This is a genomic window from Nocardioides rotundus, from assembly GCF_019931675.1.
GTDB classification, from domain to species: Bacteria; Actinomycetota; Actinomycetes; order Propionibacteriales; family Nocardioidaceae; genus Nocardioides; species Nocardioides rotundus.
The window spans coordinates 1,222,401-1,239,807 of record NZ_CP082922.1 but is presented as its reverse complement, the minus strand read 5'-3'; the positions used below and the strand labels follow the sequence as shown (position 1 = coordinate 1,239,807).

General features: G+C 72.4%; 19 protein-coding genes and 1 tRNA gene. 8 read left to right on the top strand and 12 right to left on the bottom strand.

Going from position 1 to position 17,407, the window contains the following annotated elements:
- A complete protein-coding gene (locus tag K8W59_RS06175; RefSeq protein WP_223398100.1) occupies nt 1-1,383 on the bottom strand; it encodes a GntP family permease in 1,383 nt (460 codons plus the stop codon).
- An 89-nt stretch (nt 1,384-1,472) separates the two neighbouring features.
- On the opposite strand from K8W59_RS06175, the gene K8W59_RS06170 reads away from it, so the two are divergent.
- A complete protein-coding gene (locus K8W59_RS06170; RefSeq protein WP_223398097.1) occupies nt 1,473-2,207 on the top strand; it encodes a PIG-L deacetylase family protein in 735 nt (244 codons plus the stop codon).
- Between the two features lie 127 nt (nt 2,208-2,334).
- On the opposite strand, the gene K8W59_RS06165 is transcribed toward K8W59_RS06170, so the two are convergent.
- From K8W59_RS06165 to dnaG, 3 genes are all read right to left on the bottom strand, one after another.
- A tRNA-Asn gene (locus K8W59_RS06165) sits at nt 2,335-2,407 on the bottom strand.
- Nucleotides 2,408-2,466: 59 nt separating this feature from the next.
- Nucleotides 2,467-2,958 carry a hypothetical protein gene (locus K8W59_RS06160; protein ID WP_223398094.1) on the bottom strand — a complete coding sequence of 164 codons (492 nt, stop codon included), beginning with the start codon at nt 2,956-2,958 and terminating at the stop codon, nt 2,467-2,469.
- Complete coding sequence (dnaG, locus tag K8W59_RS06155) at nt 2,955-4,850, bottom strand: DNA primase (RefSeq protein WP_223398090.1); 1,896 nt, start codon at nt 4,848-4,850, stop codon at nt 2,955-2,957. The genes K8W59_RS06160 and dnaG overlap by 4 nt, the downstream gene beginning before the upstream one ends.
- 99 nt (nt 4,851-4,949) lie before the next feature.
- Between dnaG and K8W59_RS06150 the strand changes: the two genes are divergently transcribed.
- Nucleotides 4,950-5,282 carry a hypothetical protein gene (locus K8W59_RS06150; RefSeq protein ID WP_223398086.1) on the top strand — a complete coding sequence of 111 codons (333 nt, stop codon included), beginning with the start codon at nt 4,950-4,952 and terminating at the stop codon, nt 5,280-5,282.
- Between the two features lie 7 nt (nt 5,283-5,289).
- On the opposite strand, the gene K8W59_RS06145 is transcribed toward K8W59_RS06150, so the two are convergent.
- Nucleotides 5,290-6,555, bottom strand: a complete 1,266-nt coding sequence (locus K8W59_RS06145; protein WP_223398083.1) for a deoxyguanosinetriphosphate triphosphohydrolase — start codon at nt 6,553-6,555, stop codon at nt 5,290-5,292.
- Between the two features lie 104 nt (nt 6,556-6,659).
- Between K8W59_RS06145 and K8W59_RS06140 the strand changes: the two genes are divergently transcribed.
- Nucleotides 6,660-6,887 (top strand): FitA-like ribbon-helix-helix domain-containing protein, encoded by a 228-nt coding sequence (locus K8W59_RS06140; RefSeq protein WP_223398075.1) that lies wholly within the window; start codon nt 6,660-6,662, stop codon nt 6,885-6,887.
- Complete coding sequence (locus K8W59_RS06135; RefSeq protein WP_223398073.1) at nt 6,884-7,285, top strand: type II toxin-antitoxin system VapC family toxin; 402 nt, start codon at nt 6,884-6,886, stop codon at nt 7,283-7,285. Before K8W59_RS06140 ends, K8W59_RS06135 begins: the two co-directional genes overlap by 4 nt.
- Before the next feature lie 88 nt (nt 7,286-7,373).
- On the opposite strand, the gene K8W59_RS06130 is transcribed toward K8W59_RS06135, so the two are convergent.
- The 5 genes from K8W59_RS06130 to K8W59_RS06110 all read right to left on the bottom strand — a co-directional run bounded on the left by K8W59_RS06130 (nt 7,374) and on the right by K8W59_RS06110 (nt 12,165).
- Nucleotides 7,374-8,327: a hypothetical protein gene (locus K8W59_RS06130; RefSeq protein ID WP_223398070.1), complete on the bottom strand. Its 954-nt coding sequence runs from the start codon at nt 8,325-8,327 to the stop codon at nt 7,374-7,376.
- A 154-nt stretch (nt 8,328-8,481) separates the two neighbouring features.
- Nucleotides 8,482-9,621, bottom strand: coding sequence for a tRNA dihydrouridine synthase DusB (gene dusB, locus K8W59_RS06125; protein WP_223398067.1), 1,140 nt, complete (start codon nt 9,619-9,621; stop codon nt 8,482-8,484).
- A gap of 51 nt (nt 9,622-9,672) precedes the next feature.
- Complete coding sequence (locus tag K8W59_RS06120) at nt 9,673-10,383, bottom strand: hypothetical protein (protein WP_223398064.1); 711 nt, start codon at nt 10,381-10,383, stop codon at nt 9,673-9,675.
- Between the two features lie 25 nt (nt 10,384-10,408).
- Nucleotides 10,409-11,812: a glycine--tRNA ligase gene (locus K8W59_RS06115; protein WP_223398061.1), complete on the bottom strand. Its 1,404-nt coding sequence runs from the start codon at nt 11,810-11,812 to the stop codon at nt 10,409-10,411.
- 23 nt (nt 11,813-11,835) lie between these two features.
- Nucleotides 11,836-12,165, bottom strand: a complete 330-nt coding sequence (locus K8W59_RS06110) for an antibiotic biosynthesis monooxygenase family protein (protein ID WP_223398056.1) — start codon at nt 12,163-12,165, stop codon at nt 11,836-11,838.
- A 63-nt stretch (nt 12,166-12,228) separates the two neighbouring features.
- Between K8W59_RS06110 and K8W59_RS06105 the strand changes: the two genes are divergently transcribed.
- From K8W59_RS06105 to K8W59_RS06090, 4 genes are read left to right on the top strand one after another with little or no spacing between them, the layout of a single operon-like run.
- On the top strand, nt 12,229-13,197 hold the full coding sequence (locus tag K8W59_RS06105) for a metal ABC transporter substrate-binding protein (RefSeq protein ID WP_223398055.1): 969 nt from the start codon (nt 12,229-12,231) through the stop codon (nt 13,195-13,197).
- The gene (locus K8W59_RS06100; protein ID WP_223398051.1) at nt 13,191-13,976 is read left to right on the top strand and encodes a metal ABC transporter ATP-binding protein; all 786 of its coding nucleotides are present in this window, start codon (nt 13,191-13,193) and stop codon (nt 13,974-13,976) included. Before K8W59_RS06105 ends, K8W59_RS06100 begins: the two co-directional genes overlap by 7 nt.
- Nucleotides 13,973-14,992 carry a metal ABC transporter permease gene (locus K8W59_RS06095; protein WP_223398048.1) on the top strand — a complete coding sequence of 340 codons (1,020 nt, stop codon included), beginning with the start codon at nt 13,973-13,975 and terminating at the stop codon, nt 14,990-14,992. Before K8W59_RS06100 ends, K8W59_RS06095 begins: the two co-directional genes overlap by 4 nt.
- Nucleotides 14,979-15,395 carry a Fur family transcriptional regulator gene (locus K8W59_RS06090; protein ID WP_223398044.1) on the top strand — a complete coding sequence of 139 codons (417 nt, stop codon included), beginning with the start codon at nt 14,979-14,981 and terminating at the stop codon, nt 15,393-15,395. Before K8W59_RS06095 ends, K8W59_RS06090 begins: the two co-directional genes overlap by 14 nt.
- 103 nt (nt 15,396-15,498) lie before the next feature.
- Here K8W59_RS06090 and K8W59_RS06085 read toward each other — a convergent pair whose 3' ends face one another.
- Nucleotides 15,499-16,452 carry a type IV toxin-antitoxin system AbiEi family antitoxin domain-containing protein gene (locus tag K8W59_RS06085; protein ID WP_223398038.1) on the bottom strand — a complete coding sequence of 318 codons (954 nt, stop codon included), beginning with the start codon at nt 16,450-16,452 and terminating at the stop codon, nt 15,499-15,501.
- Nucleotides 16,453-16,624: 172 nt separating this feature from the next.
- Nucleotides 16,625-17,395 (bottom strand): isoprenyl transferase, encoded by a 771-nt coding sequence (locus K8W59_RS06080; protein ID WP_223398035.1) that lies wholly within the window; start codon nt 17,393-17,395, stop codon nt 16,625-16,627.
- Between the last annotated feature and the right edge of the window lie 12 nt (nt 17,396-17,407).

Below are 17,407 nucleotides of genomic sequence, written 5' to 3'. Positions count from 1 at the left end.
TCACGCGAAGACCCACAGGGCCGCCGCGCAGGCGAACGCGGTGAGGCCGAGGGTCGTCTCCATCACCGTCCAGGTGCGCAGCGTGGTCTTCTCGTCCATCCCGAAGAAGCGGCTCACCAGCCAGAAGCCCGAGTCGTTCACGTGGGAGAGCACGGTCGCGCCCGCGGCGATCGCCACGACGAGCAGCGCGATGCCGAACGAGCTGACGTCGGCGGCGGCGACCGCGGGGGCCATCAGGCCGGCGGTCGTGGTCAGCGACACCGTCGCCGAGCCCTGGGCCACGCGCAACAGCGTCGCGACCAGGAACGCCTGGAGCAGCAGCGGGATGCCGAGGCCTCCCAGCGAGGAGGTCAGGGCCTCGCCGATGCCGCTGGTGCGCAGCACGAAGCCGAACATTCCGCCCGCGCCGGTGATCAGGATGATCGAGCAGATCGGCCCGAGCGCCTTGTCCAGGATGTCGCTGGTGCGCGCCATCGACCCCAGTTGGCTGCGCAGCAGGATGATCGCCGTGAGCAGCGCGATCAGCAGCGCGACCGGCGTCTGGCCGACCAGCTGGAGGGCCTCCACCCAGCCGGTCCCCTCGGGGATGGTGCCCGCGGTGACCAGCGTGGTCAGGACGGTGTTGAGCGAGATCAGCACGAGCGGGATGAGCAGCAGCCCCACGACGGTGCCGAAGGCCGGGGCGCGCCCGCTGCCGTTCTCCCCACCGTTCTCCTCGCCCAGCAGCAGCTCGGGGAGGTCGACGTCGAAGCGGGCCCCGAGCCAGCGGGAGACCAGGTAGGAGCCGACGTACCACGAGATCACCGCGATCGGCAGGCCCACCAGCAGGATCAGCCCGATGTCGCCGGACAGGGCCGCGCCCGCGGCCACCGGGCCGGGGTGCGGCGGCACGAGGGCGTGCATCGCGGCGAAGGCACCCGCGGCCGGGAGCGCGTAGTAGAGCACCGAGCCGCCGAACCGGCGGGCCACGCTGAGGATGATCGGCAGGAAGACGACCAGGCCGGCGTCGAAGAAGATCGGGAAGCCGAAGATGAGCGCGGCGATGCCCAGTGCCAGCGGCGCGCGCTTCTCCCCGAACCGGTTGATCAGGGTGTCGGCCAGCACCTGCGCGCCGCCGGTCACCTCCAGCAGCCGGCCGAGCATGACGCCGAAGCCGACGAGCAGCGCGACGCTGCCCAGCGTGGTGCCGAAGCCGGTGAGCAGCGCGGTGGGCACGTCGACCAGCGGGATCCCCGCCACGACGGCGGTGATCAGGCTGACCAGGACCAGGGCGATGAAGGCGTGCAGGCGCACCTTCATGATGAGGAACAGCAGTACGGCGATGGCCGCGGCCGCGATCAGCAGCAGGGTGGCCGTCCCGTAGACGGGGGCGATGGGTTCCATTCGCAGAATGTCTCACAACGGCCGCGTGGACGCCGGGAGGCGCGAGTATCCGGGTCCCGCATGCGTGTGCGCCCTGGCATGCTCGGGGCATGGCCGAGCTGGAGCATCTGCGCGAGGACTGGGACCGGGCGCTGGCGGTGGTCGCCCACCCCGACGACATGGAGTACGGCGCCGGCGCCGCCGTCGCCCGCTGGAACGGTCAGGGCAAGACGGTCGTCTACTGCATGGTCACCTCCGGCGAGGCGGGGATCGACGGGATGGAGCCGGAGACCTGCCGTCCGCTGCGCGAGCAGGAGCAGCTCGAGGCGTGCGCCGCGGTCGGCGTCGAGACCTGCGACTTCCTGCGGCAGCCGGACGGGATCCTGGAGTACGGCGTCCCCCTGCGTCGGCTGATCGCCGCGGAGGTGCGCCGGCACCGCCCCGACATCGTGATCACCGGCAACTTCCGCGAGACCTACGGCGGGCGGAACCTCAACCAGGCCGACCACATCGCGGTCGGGCGGGCCACCGTGGACGCCGTACGCGACGCCGGGAACCGGTGGATCTTCCCCGAGCAGCTCACCGAGGGCCTGGAGACCTGGGGCGGCGTCCGCGAGGTCTGGGCGGGCGGCTCGCCGGAGGCCACCCACGGCGTGGACATCACGGACTCCTTCGACGCCGGGGTCGCCTCGCTGGTCGCGCACCGTGCCTACATCGAGGGCCTCGGCTGGCAGGACTGGGATCCTGAGGAGTGGCTGGAGAGCATGGCGCGGCAGGAGGGCCGGCGGCTCGGCGTACCCCTCGCGGCGTCCTTCGAGGTGTTCCCGATGGGCTGGGGCGAATGAGCGCGCCGGCCCCGCCGGGACGTCATACGAACCGGGGAAGCGGTTCCCCGGAACGTATGACGTCCGGGCCCAGGGCCGGCAATGACGAAAGCCCCGCCCGAGGAACCTCGGACGGGGCTTCGATCTGCTCCCCCGGCTGGACTCGAACCAGCAACCCTCCGGTTAACAGCCGAATGCTCTGCCAGTTGAGCTACAGGGGACTGACAGCCCGCACAGATTAGCAAGCGCCGAGGGGCGGACGCGAATCCGCCACCCCGGCTCAGACCAGGTCGCCGCCGACCTCCTCGTGCGCCCGTGCCAGCAGCGCCCGGAGGGTGTCGCGTACGGCGGGGTCGTCGGGGTCCAGGCCGTCGTCGTACTCGTAGATCCAGCGCAGCGCGCGGTCCCCCGCCGGCGCCCGGCGGGCGATCACCCGCACGCCCCGGCGCCCCCGCACCGGCGCCTCGCGCTGCAGCACGACGCTGGCGGTGACCCGCTCGCGCACCAGCTCCAGCAGCCGGCCGGGCGCGTCCAGGGTGAAGCTGTGCTCGGGCCGCGGGCGGCCCCACTCCCCGACCTCGGAGACGGTGAGCGTGGAGGTGTCGCGGTCCCACTCGGCGGCCTGCACCTGCTCCCAGGGGATGCGCTGCTCCTCGGGCAGCAGGTGCAGCGCGTCGCGCGTCCCGGCCAGCGTCCGCCCGTCCTCGGCGTCGACCCAGGCGAGCACCTTCTCCCCCGTGCCCAGCCGGGGCGCCTTCTCCCGGCGCCTCACTGGGCGCCCACCGCGATGTCGCGCAGCTCGCGCCGGTGCCGCTCGAGCGCGACCAGCTCGCCGAACATCCGGTTGTACGTCGTGGCCTCATTGACCGGGTTCGTCCGCTGCAGCCGCGACTTCACCTCCGCGATCCGCCGCTGCGCGGTCAGCTCGCGCAGGCGGCAGACGTTCGCGGTGACGTAGGACGCGTTCAGCTCCTTGCTGGTCATCAGCGGCTCCACGGTGATCGCGCTGATCGCCGCCGCGACCTCGGGGTGCGGCGCGGCGTCGCGCAGCCGCGCGGTCCAGGTCGGGTCGGAGGCACCGACGGAGGGTCCGCCGGACGTGGCGATCACCTCCCACACCGCGCGGTAGGTGGGATGGGTGAAGTCGCCGGCGCCGATCTCGGCGACCGCGCGGGCGACGTACGCCGGCTGCTGGACGACCAGCTTGAGGGTCTCGCGCTCCAGGTGGAAGCGGGGGTCGCGCAGGTCCGGCAGCTGCCGGGCCGGCGCGGGCGCGGGCGTCTCCTCGGCCTGACCGCGACGCGCCGGCCGCTGCGCGGTGCGGGCCTGCTCGGGGCCGCGCTGCTGGGCGCGACGGACCTCCCCGCGCGCCTGCTCCACATCCACCCCGACCATCCCGGCCAGCTCGCGGGCGAACGCGTCGACCTTCGAGCGGTCGCGGATCGAGGAGACCAGCCGGGCGCCCTCGCGCACCGCGTCCACCCGCCCGTCGGCACGGTCGAGGTCGTACTTGCCGACGACGTTGCCGAGCACGAAGCGGTAGAGCGGGATCCGCCGGGCGACCAGCTCGCGCACCGCGGCGTCGCCCTCCTTCAGCCGCAGGTCGCAGGGGTCCATCCCGTTCGGCTCGACCGCGACGTAGGTCTGGGAGACGAAGTTCTGGTCGCCGCCGAACGCGCGAAGCGCGGCCTTCTGCCCCGCCTCGTCGCCGTCGAAGGTGAAGATGACCTCGCCGCGGAACTCCTCGTGGTCGTGCAGGAAGCGCCGCAGGACGCGCGCGTGGTCGTCGCCGAACGCGGTGCCGCAGGTGGCGACCGCAGTGGGGACGCCGGACAGGTGGGCGGCCATCACGTCGGTGTAGCCCTCGACCACCACCGCCTGGGACGCCTTGGCGATCTCCCGGCGGGCCAGGTCGATGCCGTAGAGGACCGTGGACTTCTTGTACAGCGGCGTCTCGGGGGTGTTGAGGAACTTCGCCTCGATCCGGTCGTCGTCGAAGATCCGGCGCGCGCCGAAGCCGATGGTGTCGGCCGACGCATCCCGGATGGGCCAGAGCAGTCGGCCGCGGAAGCGGTCGTAGGTGGACCGGCCGGTCGCCACCAGCCCGGCGGCGATGGCCTCCTCGTCCTTGATCCCCTTGGACCGCAGGTGCCGCACCAGCGCCTCGCCGTCGCGCGGGGCGAAGCCGAGGCCGAACTGCTCGGCGTGGTCGGCGGTGAAGTCCCGCTCGGCGAGGTAACGCCGGGCCTGGACCGCCTCGGGCGTCGCGAGCTGCTCGGCGTAGAAGATCTGCGCCAGCCGGTTGGCCTCGACCAGCCGAGCCCGCGGAGGGCCGGAGGGGCGGGCCGGCTCGTCGCCGTCGACCCGCTCGAGGACGACGGCGTACTTCTCCGCGAGCGACTCGACCGCCTCGGTGAAGCTCAGCCCGTCGTGCTCCATCAGGAAGGTGATGACGTCGCCGCCGGCCTGGCAGCCGAAGCAGTGGTAGAAGCCGCGGCTCGGCGTGACGTGGAAGGACGGGCTCTTCTCGTCGTGGAAGGGGCAGAGCCCCTTCAGCGAGCCGCCGCCGGCGTTGCGCAGGCTGACGTAGGCGGAGACCACGTCGTCGATGCGCGCCTTCTCGCGCACCTCGGCGATGCTCTCCTCGCGAATCCGGCCGGCCACGTCGAGAGTCTACGGGCGGGCACCGACTCACCCGGTGGGGTGCACCGCGAGCGCCACCCGGTTGGCAGGGTGGGGGGTTCGAGCAACAAGGAGGAACGCATGAGCAAGCTGACGCTGCTGGCCGCCTTCGGTGCCGGGTACGTGCTGGGCGCCAAGGCCGGACGTGGACGCTATGAGGAGATCCGGAGCACCTTCCAGTCGGTGAAGGAGAACCCGCGGGTGCAGCAGGCCGCTGCGACCGTGTCCGACACCGCGAAGGAGCGCGGCCCCGTCGTGGCCGACAAGGTCTCCGGCGCCGCCACCGGCCTGGCCGCGAGCGCGCGGGACAAGGTCTCCAGCAACAGCGGCCCGGACGAGAGCCGGGTCGACGAGCTGCACCCGGACAGCACCGCACGGCAGGACGACCCCTACCCGCAGGGCAACCTGCCCTGACCCACGCTCAGCCCACCAGGGCGGAGTGACGCAGCGCGGCGCTGGCGTCGGTGAGTGAGGCCACCTGGTCCACCACGACCCGGCGCCGTGCTGCGTCGTCGGCGGCGTCCTTCCAGTCGTCGGCGAAGGCCGGGTCCAGGGCGTCCGGCCCACGCTCGAGCAGCGTCTCGGCGAGCTCGGTGACCATCTCGCGCTGCCGGGCCAGCAGCGCCACGCGCTCCTCGGCCTCCATCACGTAGTGCGCGGCGATCCCCTTCAGCACGGCGATCTCCAGCCGGGTCCGCTCCGGCACGACCAGCCCGGCGTCGTACCTCCGGAACGGCCCGTCGCTCGCCGCGAAGGTGGCCTGCTGCACCTCACCGCAGAAGCGGCCGATGAGGTCGCTGGTCAGGTTCTTCAGCGCGGCGAGGCTGCGCCGGGAGTGATCGTACGGCGACCCCGGCCAGGTCCCGACCCCGCGCAGCCCCGCCAGGGTCGCGTCGAGCAGGTCGTCGTCGGCGCTGGGGAGGTACCACCGGCGCACGGTGGGCCACAGCGCCTCGGTGTCCAGCCGGGTCAGGTCGATCCGCCCGGCGACGATCCCGTCCTCGACGTCGTGCACGGAGTAGGCGACGTCGTCGGCGAGGTCCATCACCTGCGCCTCCAGGCACTGCCGCTCGTGCCCCAGCCCGCGGCGCACCCAGTCGAAGACCGGCCGGTCGTCGGCGTAGACGCCGAACTTCACCACCAGCCGCGGCGACCCGTCGGCGTGGCTGCCCGAGGGCGCGCTCGCCCGCTCCAGCGGCCAGGGGTACTTGATGCAGGCGTCCAGGGTCGCGCGGGTCAGGTTGAGGCCCACCGAGCGCCCGGCCTCGTCGAAGGTCTTGGCCTCCAGCCGGGTCAACAGCCGCAGCGTCTGCGCGTTGCCCTCGAACCCGCCGCAGCCCTCGGCGAACTCCGCCAGCGCCCGTTCGCCGTTGTGCCCGAACGGGGGGTGGCCCAGGTCGTGGGCCAGCGCCGCCGTCTCCGGGAGGTCCGGGTCGCCGCCGAGCGCCCGCGCCAGGTCGCGCGCGACCTGGGCGACCTCGAGGCTGTGGGTGAGCCGGTTGCGGACGAAGTCGTCGACCTGCGGGCCGTGCACCTGGGTCTTGGCCGCCAGCCGGCGGGACGCCGCGGCGTGCACCACCCGCGCCCGGTCCCGCTCGAAGGCGGTGCGCTCGGGGGCGTCGACCCGCTTGGGCGGCTCGGCGACGAGGCGCTCGCGGTCGTCGGCGCCGTACTGGTCCTGATCCATGTCGACGGCGAGCCTAGTCGTCGCCGCCCCCGCGCCGACCCGGCGTCTACCACGCGTGCATGTGGAGCACATGTTCACCTCGCGAGCGCATGTACCCTGGGGTGATGAGCATGATCCAGATCCGCAACGTCCCCGAGGACGTCCACCGGCGCCTCAAGGCCAGGGCGGCGTTGGAGGGGGTCTCCCTCTCCGAGCTCGCCCTGGCCGAGCTGCGTCGCTCCCTGGACCGGCCCACACGGCAGGAGCTGCTCGACCTGGTGGCGTCCCGGACGCCGGTGCGCACGGGGCCGTCCTCGGCGGAGCTCGTCGAGGCGAGTCGCGCCGACTCGTGATCGTCCTCGACGCCTCGGCCGCGGTGGAGTGGCTGCTGGCACGCCCGGATGCCGCAGCCGTGGCGACGAGGATCAACGATCCCGATGTCGCGCTGCATGCGCCCTCGCTGTTGGGGGTCGAGGTCGCGGCGGCTCTGCGCGGTCTGGTCCGCGGCGGTCACGCCTCGCCCGAGCGGGCTGTCACCGCTCTTGAGGACCTTGCCGCAGCCGGCATCGCGCTGCACGACCCGAGCCCGCTGCTCCCGCGAGCGTGGGAGCTGCGGGACAACCTGACGCCCTATGACGCGGTCTACGTCGCCCTGGCCGAGGTGCTGGACGCGACCCTGGTCACCGCCGACGCCAGGATCGCCCGGGCCCCCGGGCTGCAAGCACCCGTCGACGTCGTCACGAGTCACTGAGCGGACGGCAGCGGGGCGCCGTACGACGCCGGACGCCCCGGCGGAAGCGGTTCCGCCGGGGCGTCTGACGTTGCGTGCGAGGTGAGGGTCAGTACGTCGTGACGTGCACGTGGTCGTAGTGGTTCTGCGTCACCGAGCCGCGGTCGGCGAACGTCCGCCAGCCCTCGGAGGAGCGCTGCACCGACCAGATGCGCTGGGAGTACATCACGTAGTTGACGCCCAGGGCGGCGGCGTTGGCGCGGACGAACTCCGCGACCTGCCAGCCCGTGCTGCCGGAGACCATGATGTCGATCGCGAGGCCCTGGCTGTGCTCGCCGTCGCCGCGGTAGGTGCCGTAGGTGGTGATGCTCGGGAAGGACGCACACACCGCCTCGTGCACCTTGAGGATGTTCGGCGAGCCGGACACCGAGGTGCCGTTGGTGCAGGAGCCGCCCAGCGACGGAGTGCTCGAGCCACCGCCTCCGCCGGAGGAGGCGGACTCGGTCTCGGGCTGGGGCTTGTCGTCCGACAGGTAGCCCGAGGTGACCCATCGGGACTTGCCGTCGAGCACGACCTCGGTGCGGCCCGAGGCCTTGCGGCCGGTCACCAGGACGCGCTTGGTGTCCTGCAGGAGCCCCAGGTCGGTGCCACCGGCGGGCGCGGTCCAGATGTTGAGGTCCGCGGTCGTCCACAGGCGGGTGTCCGCGCCGGCGACGGCGGCCGCGGTGGCCTTGGCGGCCTTGCGCTCGGCGATCCGGCGCAGTCGCTCCTTGTTGATCGCGAGCTTGGGGCCGCTGTCGACCACCTGCAGGTCGCGCGGGGCGGAGCGGGAGACGGTGCGCTCCCGGTCGGCGACGGCGTCGGAGCCGACCGACGCGCTCAGCGAGGAGCCGGCGAGGTGGGTCGAGGCCGCTCCGCTGCCTCCGGGGAGGCCGGCGATGACGCCGGCCGAGACGACGCCCAGCGTCGCCACGGTGGCGATGGGCGCGGCCACGAGGGCGGAGCGGGGAATGCGAGAGAGAAGGCGGGCATCGGTGTCCCGCTTGTGGCTCGAATCTGCCACAGCGCTGATCCTTTGCGGGTCGGGGGTGATGGAGCGCCCTCGCCCCGAGGCGCGACGCGGCCGCCGAGTCAAGCACACACATCGCGGGCCCGCCGCATCGGCGGCGGGTTATCCACACGTGGCGCTGCTCACTCCCCCATGAGCCGCCGACAGGCTAACCGCCCGTCAGCTCCAGCGCATCCTCGGGTACGGCGGAGTGCCGGCCGTCGGTGTCGTCGAGCCATCCCTCCGGCAGGGCGACGCGCCGCCGCGGGGAGCCCTGGCGGCCCCGCGGGGTGCCCAGCTCGGCGGTCGGGAAGGGCACCGCGGGGTCGAGCTCGGCGAGCAGCCGGTCCAGCTCGTCGAGCCGCTCGACCAGGGCCAGCGAGCGGCGCAGCTCGCCGCCGGCCGGGAAGCCCTTGAGGTACCACGACACGTGCTTGCGGAACTCCTTGCAGCCCCGCTCCTCGCCCAGGTGCTCGACCAGCAGCTCGGCGTGCCGGCGCATCATCCCGGCCACCTCGCCGAGCGTCGGCAGCTCCAGTCCGGGCCGGTCGGAGAACGCGCCCGCGAGGTCGCGGAACAGCCACGGGCGCCCCAGGCAGCCCCGGCCCACGACCACGCCGGCGGCGCCGGTCTGCTCGACCATGCGCACGGCGTCCCCGGCCTCCCAGATGTCGCCGTTGCCGAGCACCGGCAGGTCCACCTGCGCCGCCAGGTCCGCGATCGCGTCCCAGTCGGCGGTGCCGGAGTAGGCCTGCTCAACGGTCCGGCCGTGCAGCGCGATCGCGGCGCAGCCGGCGTCCTGGGCGATCCGGCCCGCGTCGAGGTAGGTGAGGTGGTCGGCGTCGAGGCCCTTGCGGGTCTTCATGGTGACGGGAACAGCGTACTCCTCCCCGGCGGCGACGGCCTCGGAGAGGATGTCGGCCAGCAGCCCGCGCTTCCAGGGCAGAGCACCGCCGCCGCCCTTGCGGGTGACCTTGGGCACGGGGCAGCCGAAGTTCAGGTCCACGTGGGCCACGCCGTACTCCCCGCAGAGGATGCGCACCGCCTCCCCGACGACGCTCGCGTCGGTGCCGTAGAGCTGCACCGACCGGACCTGCTCGGCGTCGTCGAAGAACAGCATCCGCCGCGTGGTCTCATCGCCCTCGACCAGGCCGCGGGAGGTGATCATCTCGCAGACGAACAGGCCGGACGCGCCGACCAGCGCCATCTGCTCCAGGCACAGCCGGCGGTAGGCGGCGTTGGTGATGCCCGCCATGGGGGCGAGCACCACCGGCGTGTCCACCGTCAGGCGGCCGAGCTGGAGCGACATGGCTCCATTGTCCGCGCCCGAGCGTCGGCGGTCACATCGGCACGAGCGACGTCAGTTGTCGCCGGACCCCTGCCCGCCGTCGTTCTGGGCCCCCTTCTTGCCCTTCTTCTTGCCGTCGGCCTTCCCGGCGCCGGCGATGTCGCCGGTCCACACGATCGGCTCGAACTGCTCGACCGGGTAGTAGCTGACCCCCTGGCCCTTGCCCTCGATGACCAGGTAGACCCAGCAGGCGGTGGTCTGCTTGCCGGGCTTGAACCCCTTCGGCAGCGGCGTGCTCGCGCAGGGCTTGAAGACGCTCTTGAACTGCGAGGGCTGGACGAGCCGGCTCGCCTCGTCCTCGACGTAGAGCGGCGGCAGGGTGCCGGTGAGGTTGGTGTCGCCGACGTTCTTGACCTTCGCGGTCACGTAGTAGGGCGTGGCCTTCTGGCTCTGCTTGTCCAGCTTGAACGCGACCAGGTCCTTGATGTCGGCCTGCTTGACCTTGGTGACCGTCAGGTCCACCACGCCGACCTTGCCCTTGCGCGGCTGGTAGGCGACCGTCGCCTTGTCGCCGAACGTCAGCTCCTCGCCCATCGGCGTGAGCTCGGTGTCGTCGGAGACGGGGAGGTACGGCGCCTCGCTGGTCTCGGTGGCCGACGGGGAGGCCGAGCTCTCCTCCCCCGAGCCGGAGCCGCTCCGCTCGGCGTCACCGGAGCAGCCGGCGAGCACGAGGGCGGCGGCCAGGGAGAGGGCCAGAGGTCCACGGTGGCGGCGGATCGTCATGGCCGCCATTGTGCATGACCGCAGGTCAGCAGCCGACCAGGCGCCCCGCGAACCACGCGGTGAGCCCGTCGATCCCGACCCGCTCCTGGGACATGGTGTCCCGCTCGCGGATGGTGACCGCCTGGTCGTCGAGGGTGTCGAAGTCCACGGTGACGCAGTACGGCGTACCGATCTCGTCCTGGCGGCGGTAGCGCCGGCCGATCGCCCCGGAGTCGTCGAAGTCGACGTTCCAGCCGTTCCTGCGCAGGGCGCTCGCGACGTCGCGGGCCTTCGGCGAGAGGTCGGCGTTGCGGCTCAGCGGCAGGACGGCGGCCTTCACCGGGGCCAGGCGCGGGTCCAGCTTGAGCACGGTGCGCTTGTCCACGCCGCCCTTGGTGTTCGGCGCCTCGTCCTCGGTGTAGGAGTCGATGAGGAAGGCCATCAGGCTGCGGGTGAGGCCGGCCGCGGGCTCGATCACGTAGGGGACGTAGCGCTCGTTGTTCGGCTGGTCGAAGTAGGACAGGTCCTGCCCGGAGAACTTCGCGTGCTGGGAGAGGTCGAAGTCGGTCCGGTTGGCGACCCCCTCGAGCTCCTCGAAGTCCCGGCCGGAGAAGCCGAAGCGGTACTCGATGTCCACGGTCCGCTTGGAGTAGTGGGACAGCTTCTCCTTCGGGTGCTCGTAGTGCCGCAGGTTGTCCGGGTCGATGCCGAGGTCGACGTACCACCGGGTGCGCTCGTCGATCCAGTACTGGTGCAGCTCCTCGTCCTCACCCGGCTTGACGAAGTACTCCATCTCCATCTGCTCGAACTCGCGGGTGCGGAAGATGAAGTTGCCCGGGGTGATCTCGTTGCGGAAGCTCTTGCCGATCTGGGCGATGCCGAAGGGCGGCTTCATCCGCTGGCTGGTCACCACGTTGGCGAAGTTGAGGAAGATGCCCTGCGCGGTCTCGGGGCGCAGGTAGTGCAGCCCGGACTCGTCCTCGATCACGCCGAGGTAGGTCTTGAGCATCATCTGGAAGTTCCGCGGGGCGGTCCAGGCATGCCGGGTGCCGCAGTTGGGGCAGGCCACCGACTCGTTGATGTCGACGGTGTCGGGGTCCTCGATCCCCTTCTTCTGCGCGTACTCCTCCTGCAGGTGGTCCTCGCGGAAGCGCTTGTGGCAGGCCTGGCACTCCACCAGCGGGTCGGTGAAGGTCTCCAGGTGGCCCGAGGCCTCCCACGTGCGGGTCGGCAGGATGATGCTGGAGTCCAGGCCCACGACGTCGTCGCGGGCGATCACCGTCGAGCGCCACCACTGGCGCTTGATGTTGTCCTTCAGCTCCACGCCGAGCGGGCCGTAGTCCCAGGCCGAGCGGGTGCCGCCGTAGATCTCGCCGGACGGGTAGACGAACCCCCGGCGCTTGCACAGGGAGACGACGTTGTCGAGGGCGGAGGCGGGCTTCTTGGCCATGGGCCAACCCTAGAGGGCGCGCGCTAGCCGTTTTCCCGCGGGACCGCCTCGTTGGCCGCCTCGCCGGGACGGAGCACCTCGTAGGCGCTCGGCTCGTCCAGCGCGTGCACCATCAACGGCTGCACGTGCATCTTGCCCTCCCACGAGCTCAGTGCACGCCGGTAGGAGCCGACGTTGCTCCACCGGGTGCTCAGCACCCACAGGTCCGGCTCGTCGATGTTGCGGCCGACCTCGCCGCCGACGTACCCCCGCTGCTCGGCGAGCACGGCCAGCGCGCGGTGCAGGCCGTCGCGGAGCTCGTCGGCCGCGGCCGGGTCGGGGTTCGGGGCGCGGAAGCGGGTCACGACGAGCACGGGGCGACCCTAGCCGGGCGGTCCGTTTGACAATCATTCTCAACAGTCGTAAGAATCATTCTCATGTACGTCGCCCGCACCACCGCGGTCCTGAGCGCCGGCCTCCTGGGGGCCGCCCTGCTCACCGGCTGCGCGGTCCCCTCCTCAGCACCCGTGTCCGGGAGCGGGCACGGCACCGTGGCGGCCGCGTTCTACCCCCTGGCCTGGGCCAGCGAGCGCGTGGCGGGCGACCGGTGGACCGTCGACAACCTCACCTCCCCGGGAGGCGAGCCGCACGACCTCGAGCTCTCGGTCAACCAGACCCTGCGGGTCAGCGACGCCGACCTGGTCGTCTACGAGTCCGGCTTCCAACCCGCCGTGGACGCGGCCGTGGACCGGACCGCCTCCGGCGCCGTCCTGGACGCCGCGCGGGTGGTCGACCTCAAGGCGTTCGCCGAGGAGGACGCGCATCATCGCGGGCACGCCGGGCACGACTCCGAGGGCGGGCACGAGGGCCACGACCACGCGGACCACGGGGAGCTGGACCCGCACTTCTGGCTGGACCCGACCCGGATGGCCGACCTGGGCGATGCCGTGGCGGAGCGGCTGGCCGAGCTGGAGCCGCGGCACGCTGCGACGTACCGCGCGAACGCCGCCGCATTGCGAGCAGACCTCGAGCGGCTCGACCGGGAGTACGCCGACGGGCTGGCCGACTGCCGACGGAACACGGTCGTGGTCAACCACGACGCCTTCGGCTACCTGGACAGGTACGGGCTGGAGATCCACCCCATCCTGGGCATCACGCCGGAGGCCGAGCCCAGCGCGGGCACGCTGGCCGACCTGCGCCGGGTGATCGCCGAGGACGGCGTGACCACCGTGTTCACCGAGACCCTCGCCAGCCCCAAGTCGGCGGAGAGCCTGGCCCGGGACGCCGGAGTGAGGACCGCGGTCCTCGACCCGGTCGAGGGGCTGCCCTCCGCGGACTCCTCGGAGGACTACCTGTCCCTCATGCGGGCGAACCTGGCCGCACTGGAGGAGGCGAACGGGTGTTGAGCACCCCGATCGCGCAGATCGCCGACGGCGCCGTCGCCATCGGCGGGCGCCCCGTCCTCCGGCACATCGACCTCAGCGTCGACCCCGGCGAGTGGGTGGCCGTCATGGGTGCCAACGGCTCCGGCAAGTCCACCCTCGTGCGCACCCTGCTCGGGCTGCGACCCCTGACCTCCGGCACGGTCCGCCTCTTCGACACCCCGCTGGAGGACTTCCACGACTGGCAGCGGGTCGGCTTCGTGCCCCAGCGCGCGGGCGCGACGAGCGGCGTCCCGGCGTCGGTCCGCGAGGTCGTCTCCTCCGGCCGGCTCTCTCGCCGCCGCCCGTTCCGCCCGCTCGGCCGCGCCGACCGCCGGGCCGTCGACGACGCGATCGAGGCGGTCGGGCTGGCGGACAAGGCCGGGGACGGGATCGCGACCCTCTCCGGCGGCCAGCAGCAGCGCGCGCTGATCGCCCGCGCCCTGGTGGGCGAGCCCGAGCTGCTGGTGCTCGACGAGCCCACCGCCGGCGTCGACCTGCACAACCAGGCCACGCTGGCCGACTCCCTGCACCACCTCTCCGACGCCGGAGCCACCGTGGTGCTGGTGGCCCACGAGCTCGGCGCGATGGCCCCCCTGGTCGAGCGCGCGGTGGTGATGCGGGACGGTCGGATCACCTACGACGGACCCGCCCTGGACGAGGCGGCCGTGGTCGACCTCGGGCAGGGGCACCACCATCGCCCGCCGGCTCACGAGGACCACCTGCCGCAGATCCGCACTCCCCTCGACGGAGGCCCGCGATGATCGAGCTCTTCCTCACCCACGACTTCCTCCTCTATGCCCTGCTCGCCGCGCTCGCGACGGGGCTGGCCTCCCCCGTGGTCGGCACCTACCTGGTGCAGCGCCGGCTGGCCCTCATGGGCGACGGCCTGGGCCACGTGGCGGTGACCGGCGTCGCGCTCGGGCTGGTCACCGGCAGCTCCCCCACCTGGACCGCGGTCGTGGTCGCGATCGTCGGCGCCGTGCTGATCGAGGTGATCCGGGAGCGGGGACACACCAACGGGGACGTCGCGCTGGCGCTGCTGTTCTACGGCGGCATCGCCGCCGGCGTGCTCATCACCGGGTTGGCCGGGCAGAGCGCCGCGTCGCTCCAGGCCTACCTGTTCGGCGCCCTGCTCTCGATCTCCCAGGCCGACGTGGTGGCCACGCTCGCGCTGGCGGTCGTGGTGATCGTGCTCGGGCTCGGGCTGGCCCCGCAGCTGTTCGCCGTCTCCCAGGACGTCGACTTCGCCCGGGTCGCCGGGGTCAACGTGCGGGTCTACAACCTCGTGGTGGCGGTGCTCGCCGCGGTCACCGTGACGGTCGCGATGCGCACGGTCGGGCTGCTGCTCGTCTCCGCGCTGATGGTGGTGCCGGTGGCGGCCGCCCAGCAGCTGGCCCCCTCGTTCCGCCGTACCCTCCTCGGGGCGATGGTGGTCGGGACCGTCGCCAGCGTGGGCGGGCTGATGGCCGCCACCTGGCTCTCGATCAGGTACGACGCGGAGGTCGCGCCGGGGCCGACGATCGTGCTGCTGGCGCTCGCGATGTTCGCCCTCACCTGGCCCCTGGGAGCCTGGCAGCGGCACCGCCGCCGGCTGACCGCGCCGTTCCCCGCCGTGGCCGCGGTGCCCCGGGTCGAGGAGCACCACCTGGCCGAGGGACACCCGCACGTGCACGGCGAGGACTGCGGCCATCCCGCGGTGCAGCATGGGGACCACGTGGACTACGTGCATGACGGCCACCGGCATGCCGAGCATGGAGAGCACTATGACGAGCACTGACGACCCCGCCCGCCCCTCGGGGGTGCGGCCGACCCGCCAGCGGCGGGCCGTCCTGGACGCGATCTCCTCCGTCGAGGACTTCCGCTCCGCGCAGGAGCTGCACGAGCTGCTCGCCGGCCGCGGCGAGACCGTCGGCCTGGCCACCGTCTACCGGACCCTCCAGCTGCTCGCGGAGCACGGGGAGGTCGACGCCCTGCGGCGCGAGGACGGCGAGTCGGTCTACCGTCGCTGCTCGCGCACTCACCACCATCACCTGGTCTGCCGCTCGTGCGGCACCACCGTCGAGGTCGAGGGCCCCACCGTCGAGCGCTGGACCACCGCGATCGCCGACGAGCACGGCTTCACCGACGTCTCCCACGACCTGGAGATCTTCGGCACCTGCCCCGCCTGCCGCCCCCGCTGACGCCGCTCTCCCCTGCCGAGTCGGCGCTAGTTGACGCCCAGTCGGCGCTTGTTCACCTCGAGTCGGCGCAAGTTGACGCCGAGTCGGCGCTTGTTCACAGCCGTCAGCTCAGAGGCAGCCTGCTCCGACGAGCGAGCGACGCCCCGGCCTCATCCCAGCGGCGCCGCAGGACGACGTCGGCGTTCGTCCGGGGACCGAACACGTTCTCGCGCACGAAGTTGTCGATGATGTAGCCGCGCTGGGACTCGACCCACTCCTGCCGGTCGTCATCGGCGGCCGCATCCTCCTCGGTGTGGAAGTCGACGCCGCGATACTCCGCCGCATATCGACGATCCGGGTCGCCGATGTCCAACCGGTAGACCTCCCGGTCGCCCACCATGATGGGGATCTGCGTCTGCGGCCGCACCAGCCCCGCGTCGTACCACCGGTTGCGCAAGGCGGACTCGCCGAAGGACTCGGCGCCTCCGTCGACGCGCGGAGCCAGCACCCGGAGCTGCACGACGCCGCGCTCGCGGTCGAACCGCTTCACCCCCGCGCACAGCTCATCGAGCGCGAACCCTCCGGCCCGCATCAGCTGGTCCATTCCCGCGAGGGCCACGTCGCGTTGCTGGAGCCGGCCGAGGTCCCAAGCGGTCCGGATCATCGTCGTGCTCACGATGCCGCCGACGGTGCACAGATCCTCAGGACGTACGGCGCGCTCGCCGCTGCGGCTCAGCGGATTGCGCAGCCGTCCGGCGTCGCTCGGCCGGAAGATCGCCGGCTTCGGCACCTCGAGATGCGCGTTGGGCGGGAGGATCGCGTCGCCGCAGAACAGCCAGCCGGCCGTGTGATCGGCGACGAAGCAGCCCTCCGGCATGACGAGCGCGAGGCACGCGACCCGCAGGTCGATCGTGTCGGGCAGCCGAGCGGAGACGAAGACGCCCCTCAGTGGACGTCGGAGCTCCCCGGCCTTGACCGCCTGGGCGAGGCGACGATCGGTCATGCCGTGGTCACGCGCCTCGGTGCGGGTGAACGGGCGATCGGTCGGGAGCTGGGTGGGTTCGCGGATGATGGTCATGCAGCAAGTACGACGTACCGGCGCGCTGCGTGGGTCGAGTGGGCGGTCGCCTGTGGATAACCAGTCCGCCCGAGACGCCTGTGGACGGGAACTGGCGCCGACTGGGCGTCAACTAACGCCGACTCGCGGTGAAGTGGCGCCGACTCGGGGTGAACAAGCGCCGACTCGGCGGTCAGGCGTTCGGGAGAGCCCCGCCGTACCTGCGGTCCCGGCGCGCGTAGGTCTCGATCGCATCCCACAGGTGGCGGCGGTCGACGTCGGGCCAGAGCACGTCGGAGAAGACGAACTCGGCGTACGCCGCCTCCCAGGTCATGAAGTTCGACAGCCGCTGCTCCCCCGACGTCCGCCAGACCAGGTCGGCGTCGGACCACTCGGGCACGTAGAGGTGCCGGGCGAGCATCCGCTCATCGACCTTCTCGGGATTGATCCGGCCCTCGGCCACCCCGCGGGCGATCGAGCGCGCGGCGTCCGCGATCTCGGCGCGACCGCCGTAGTTGACGCACATCGTCAGCGTCAGCACGTCGTTGTCCCGGGTCAGCTCCTCGGCGACCTGCAGCTCCTTGATCACCGACTTCCACAGCCGCGGCGCCCGGCCGGCCCACCGCACGCGCACCCCCAGCTCGTGCATCTCGTCGCGCCGCCGCCGGATGACGTCCCGATTGAAGCCCATGAGGAAGCGCACCTCCTCCGGTGACCGCGACCAGTTCTCGGTCGAGAAGGCGTACGCCGACACCGCCTTGACGCCGATCTCGATGGCGCCCTCGACCACGTCGAAGAGCGAGTGCTCCCCGCGCTCGTGGCCCGCCGTACGCGGCAGCCCGCGCTCCTTGGCCCAGCGGCCGTTGCCGTCCATCACCACCGCCACATGACGCGGCACGAGCTCGCGCGGGATCTGCGGCGGGCGGGCACCGCTCGGGTGCGGGGTCGGGGGCCGGGGGGTCACGGGCGCAGCCTA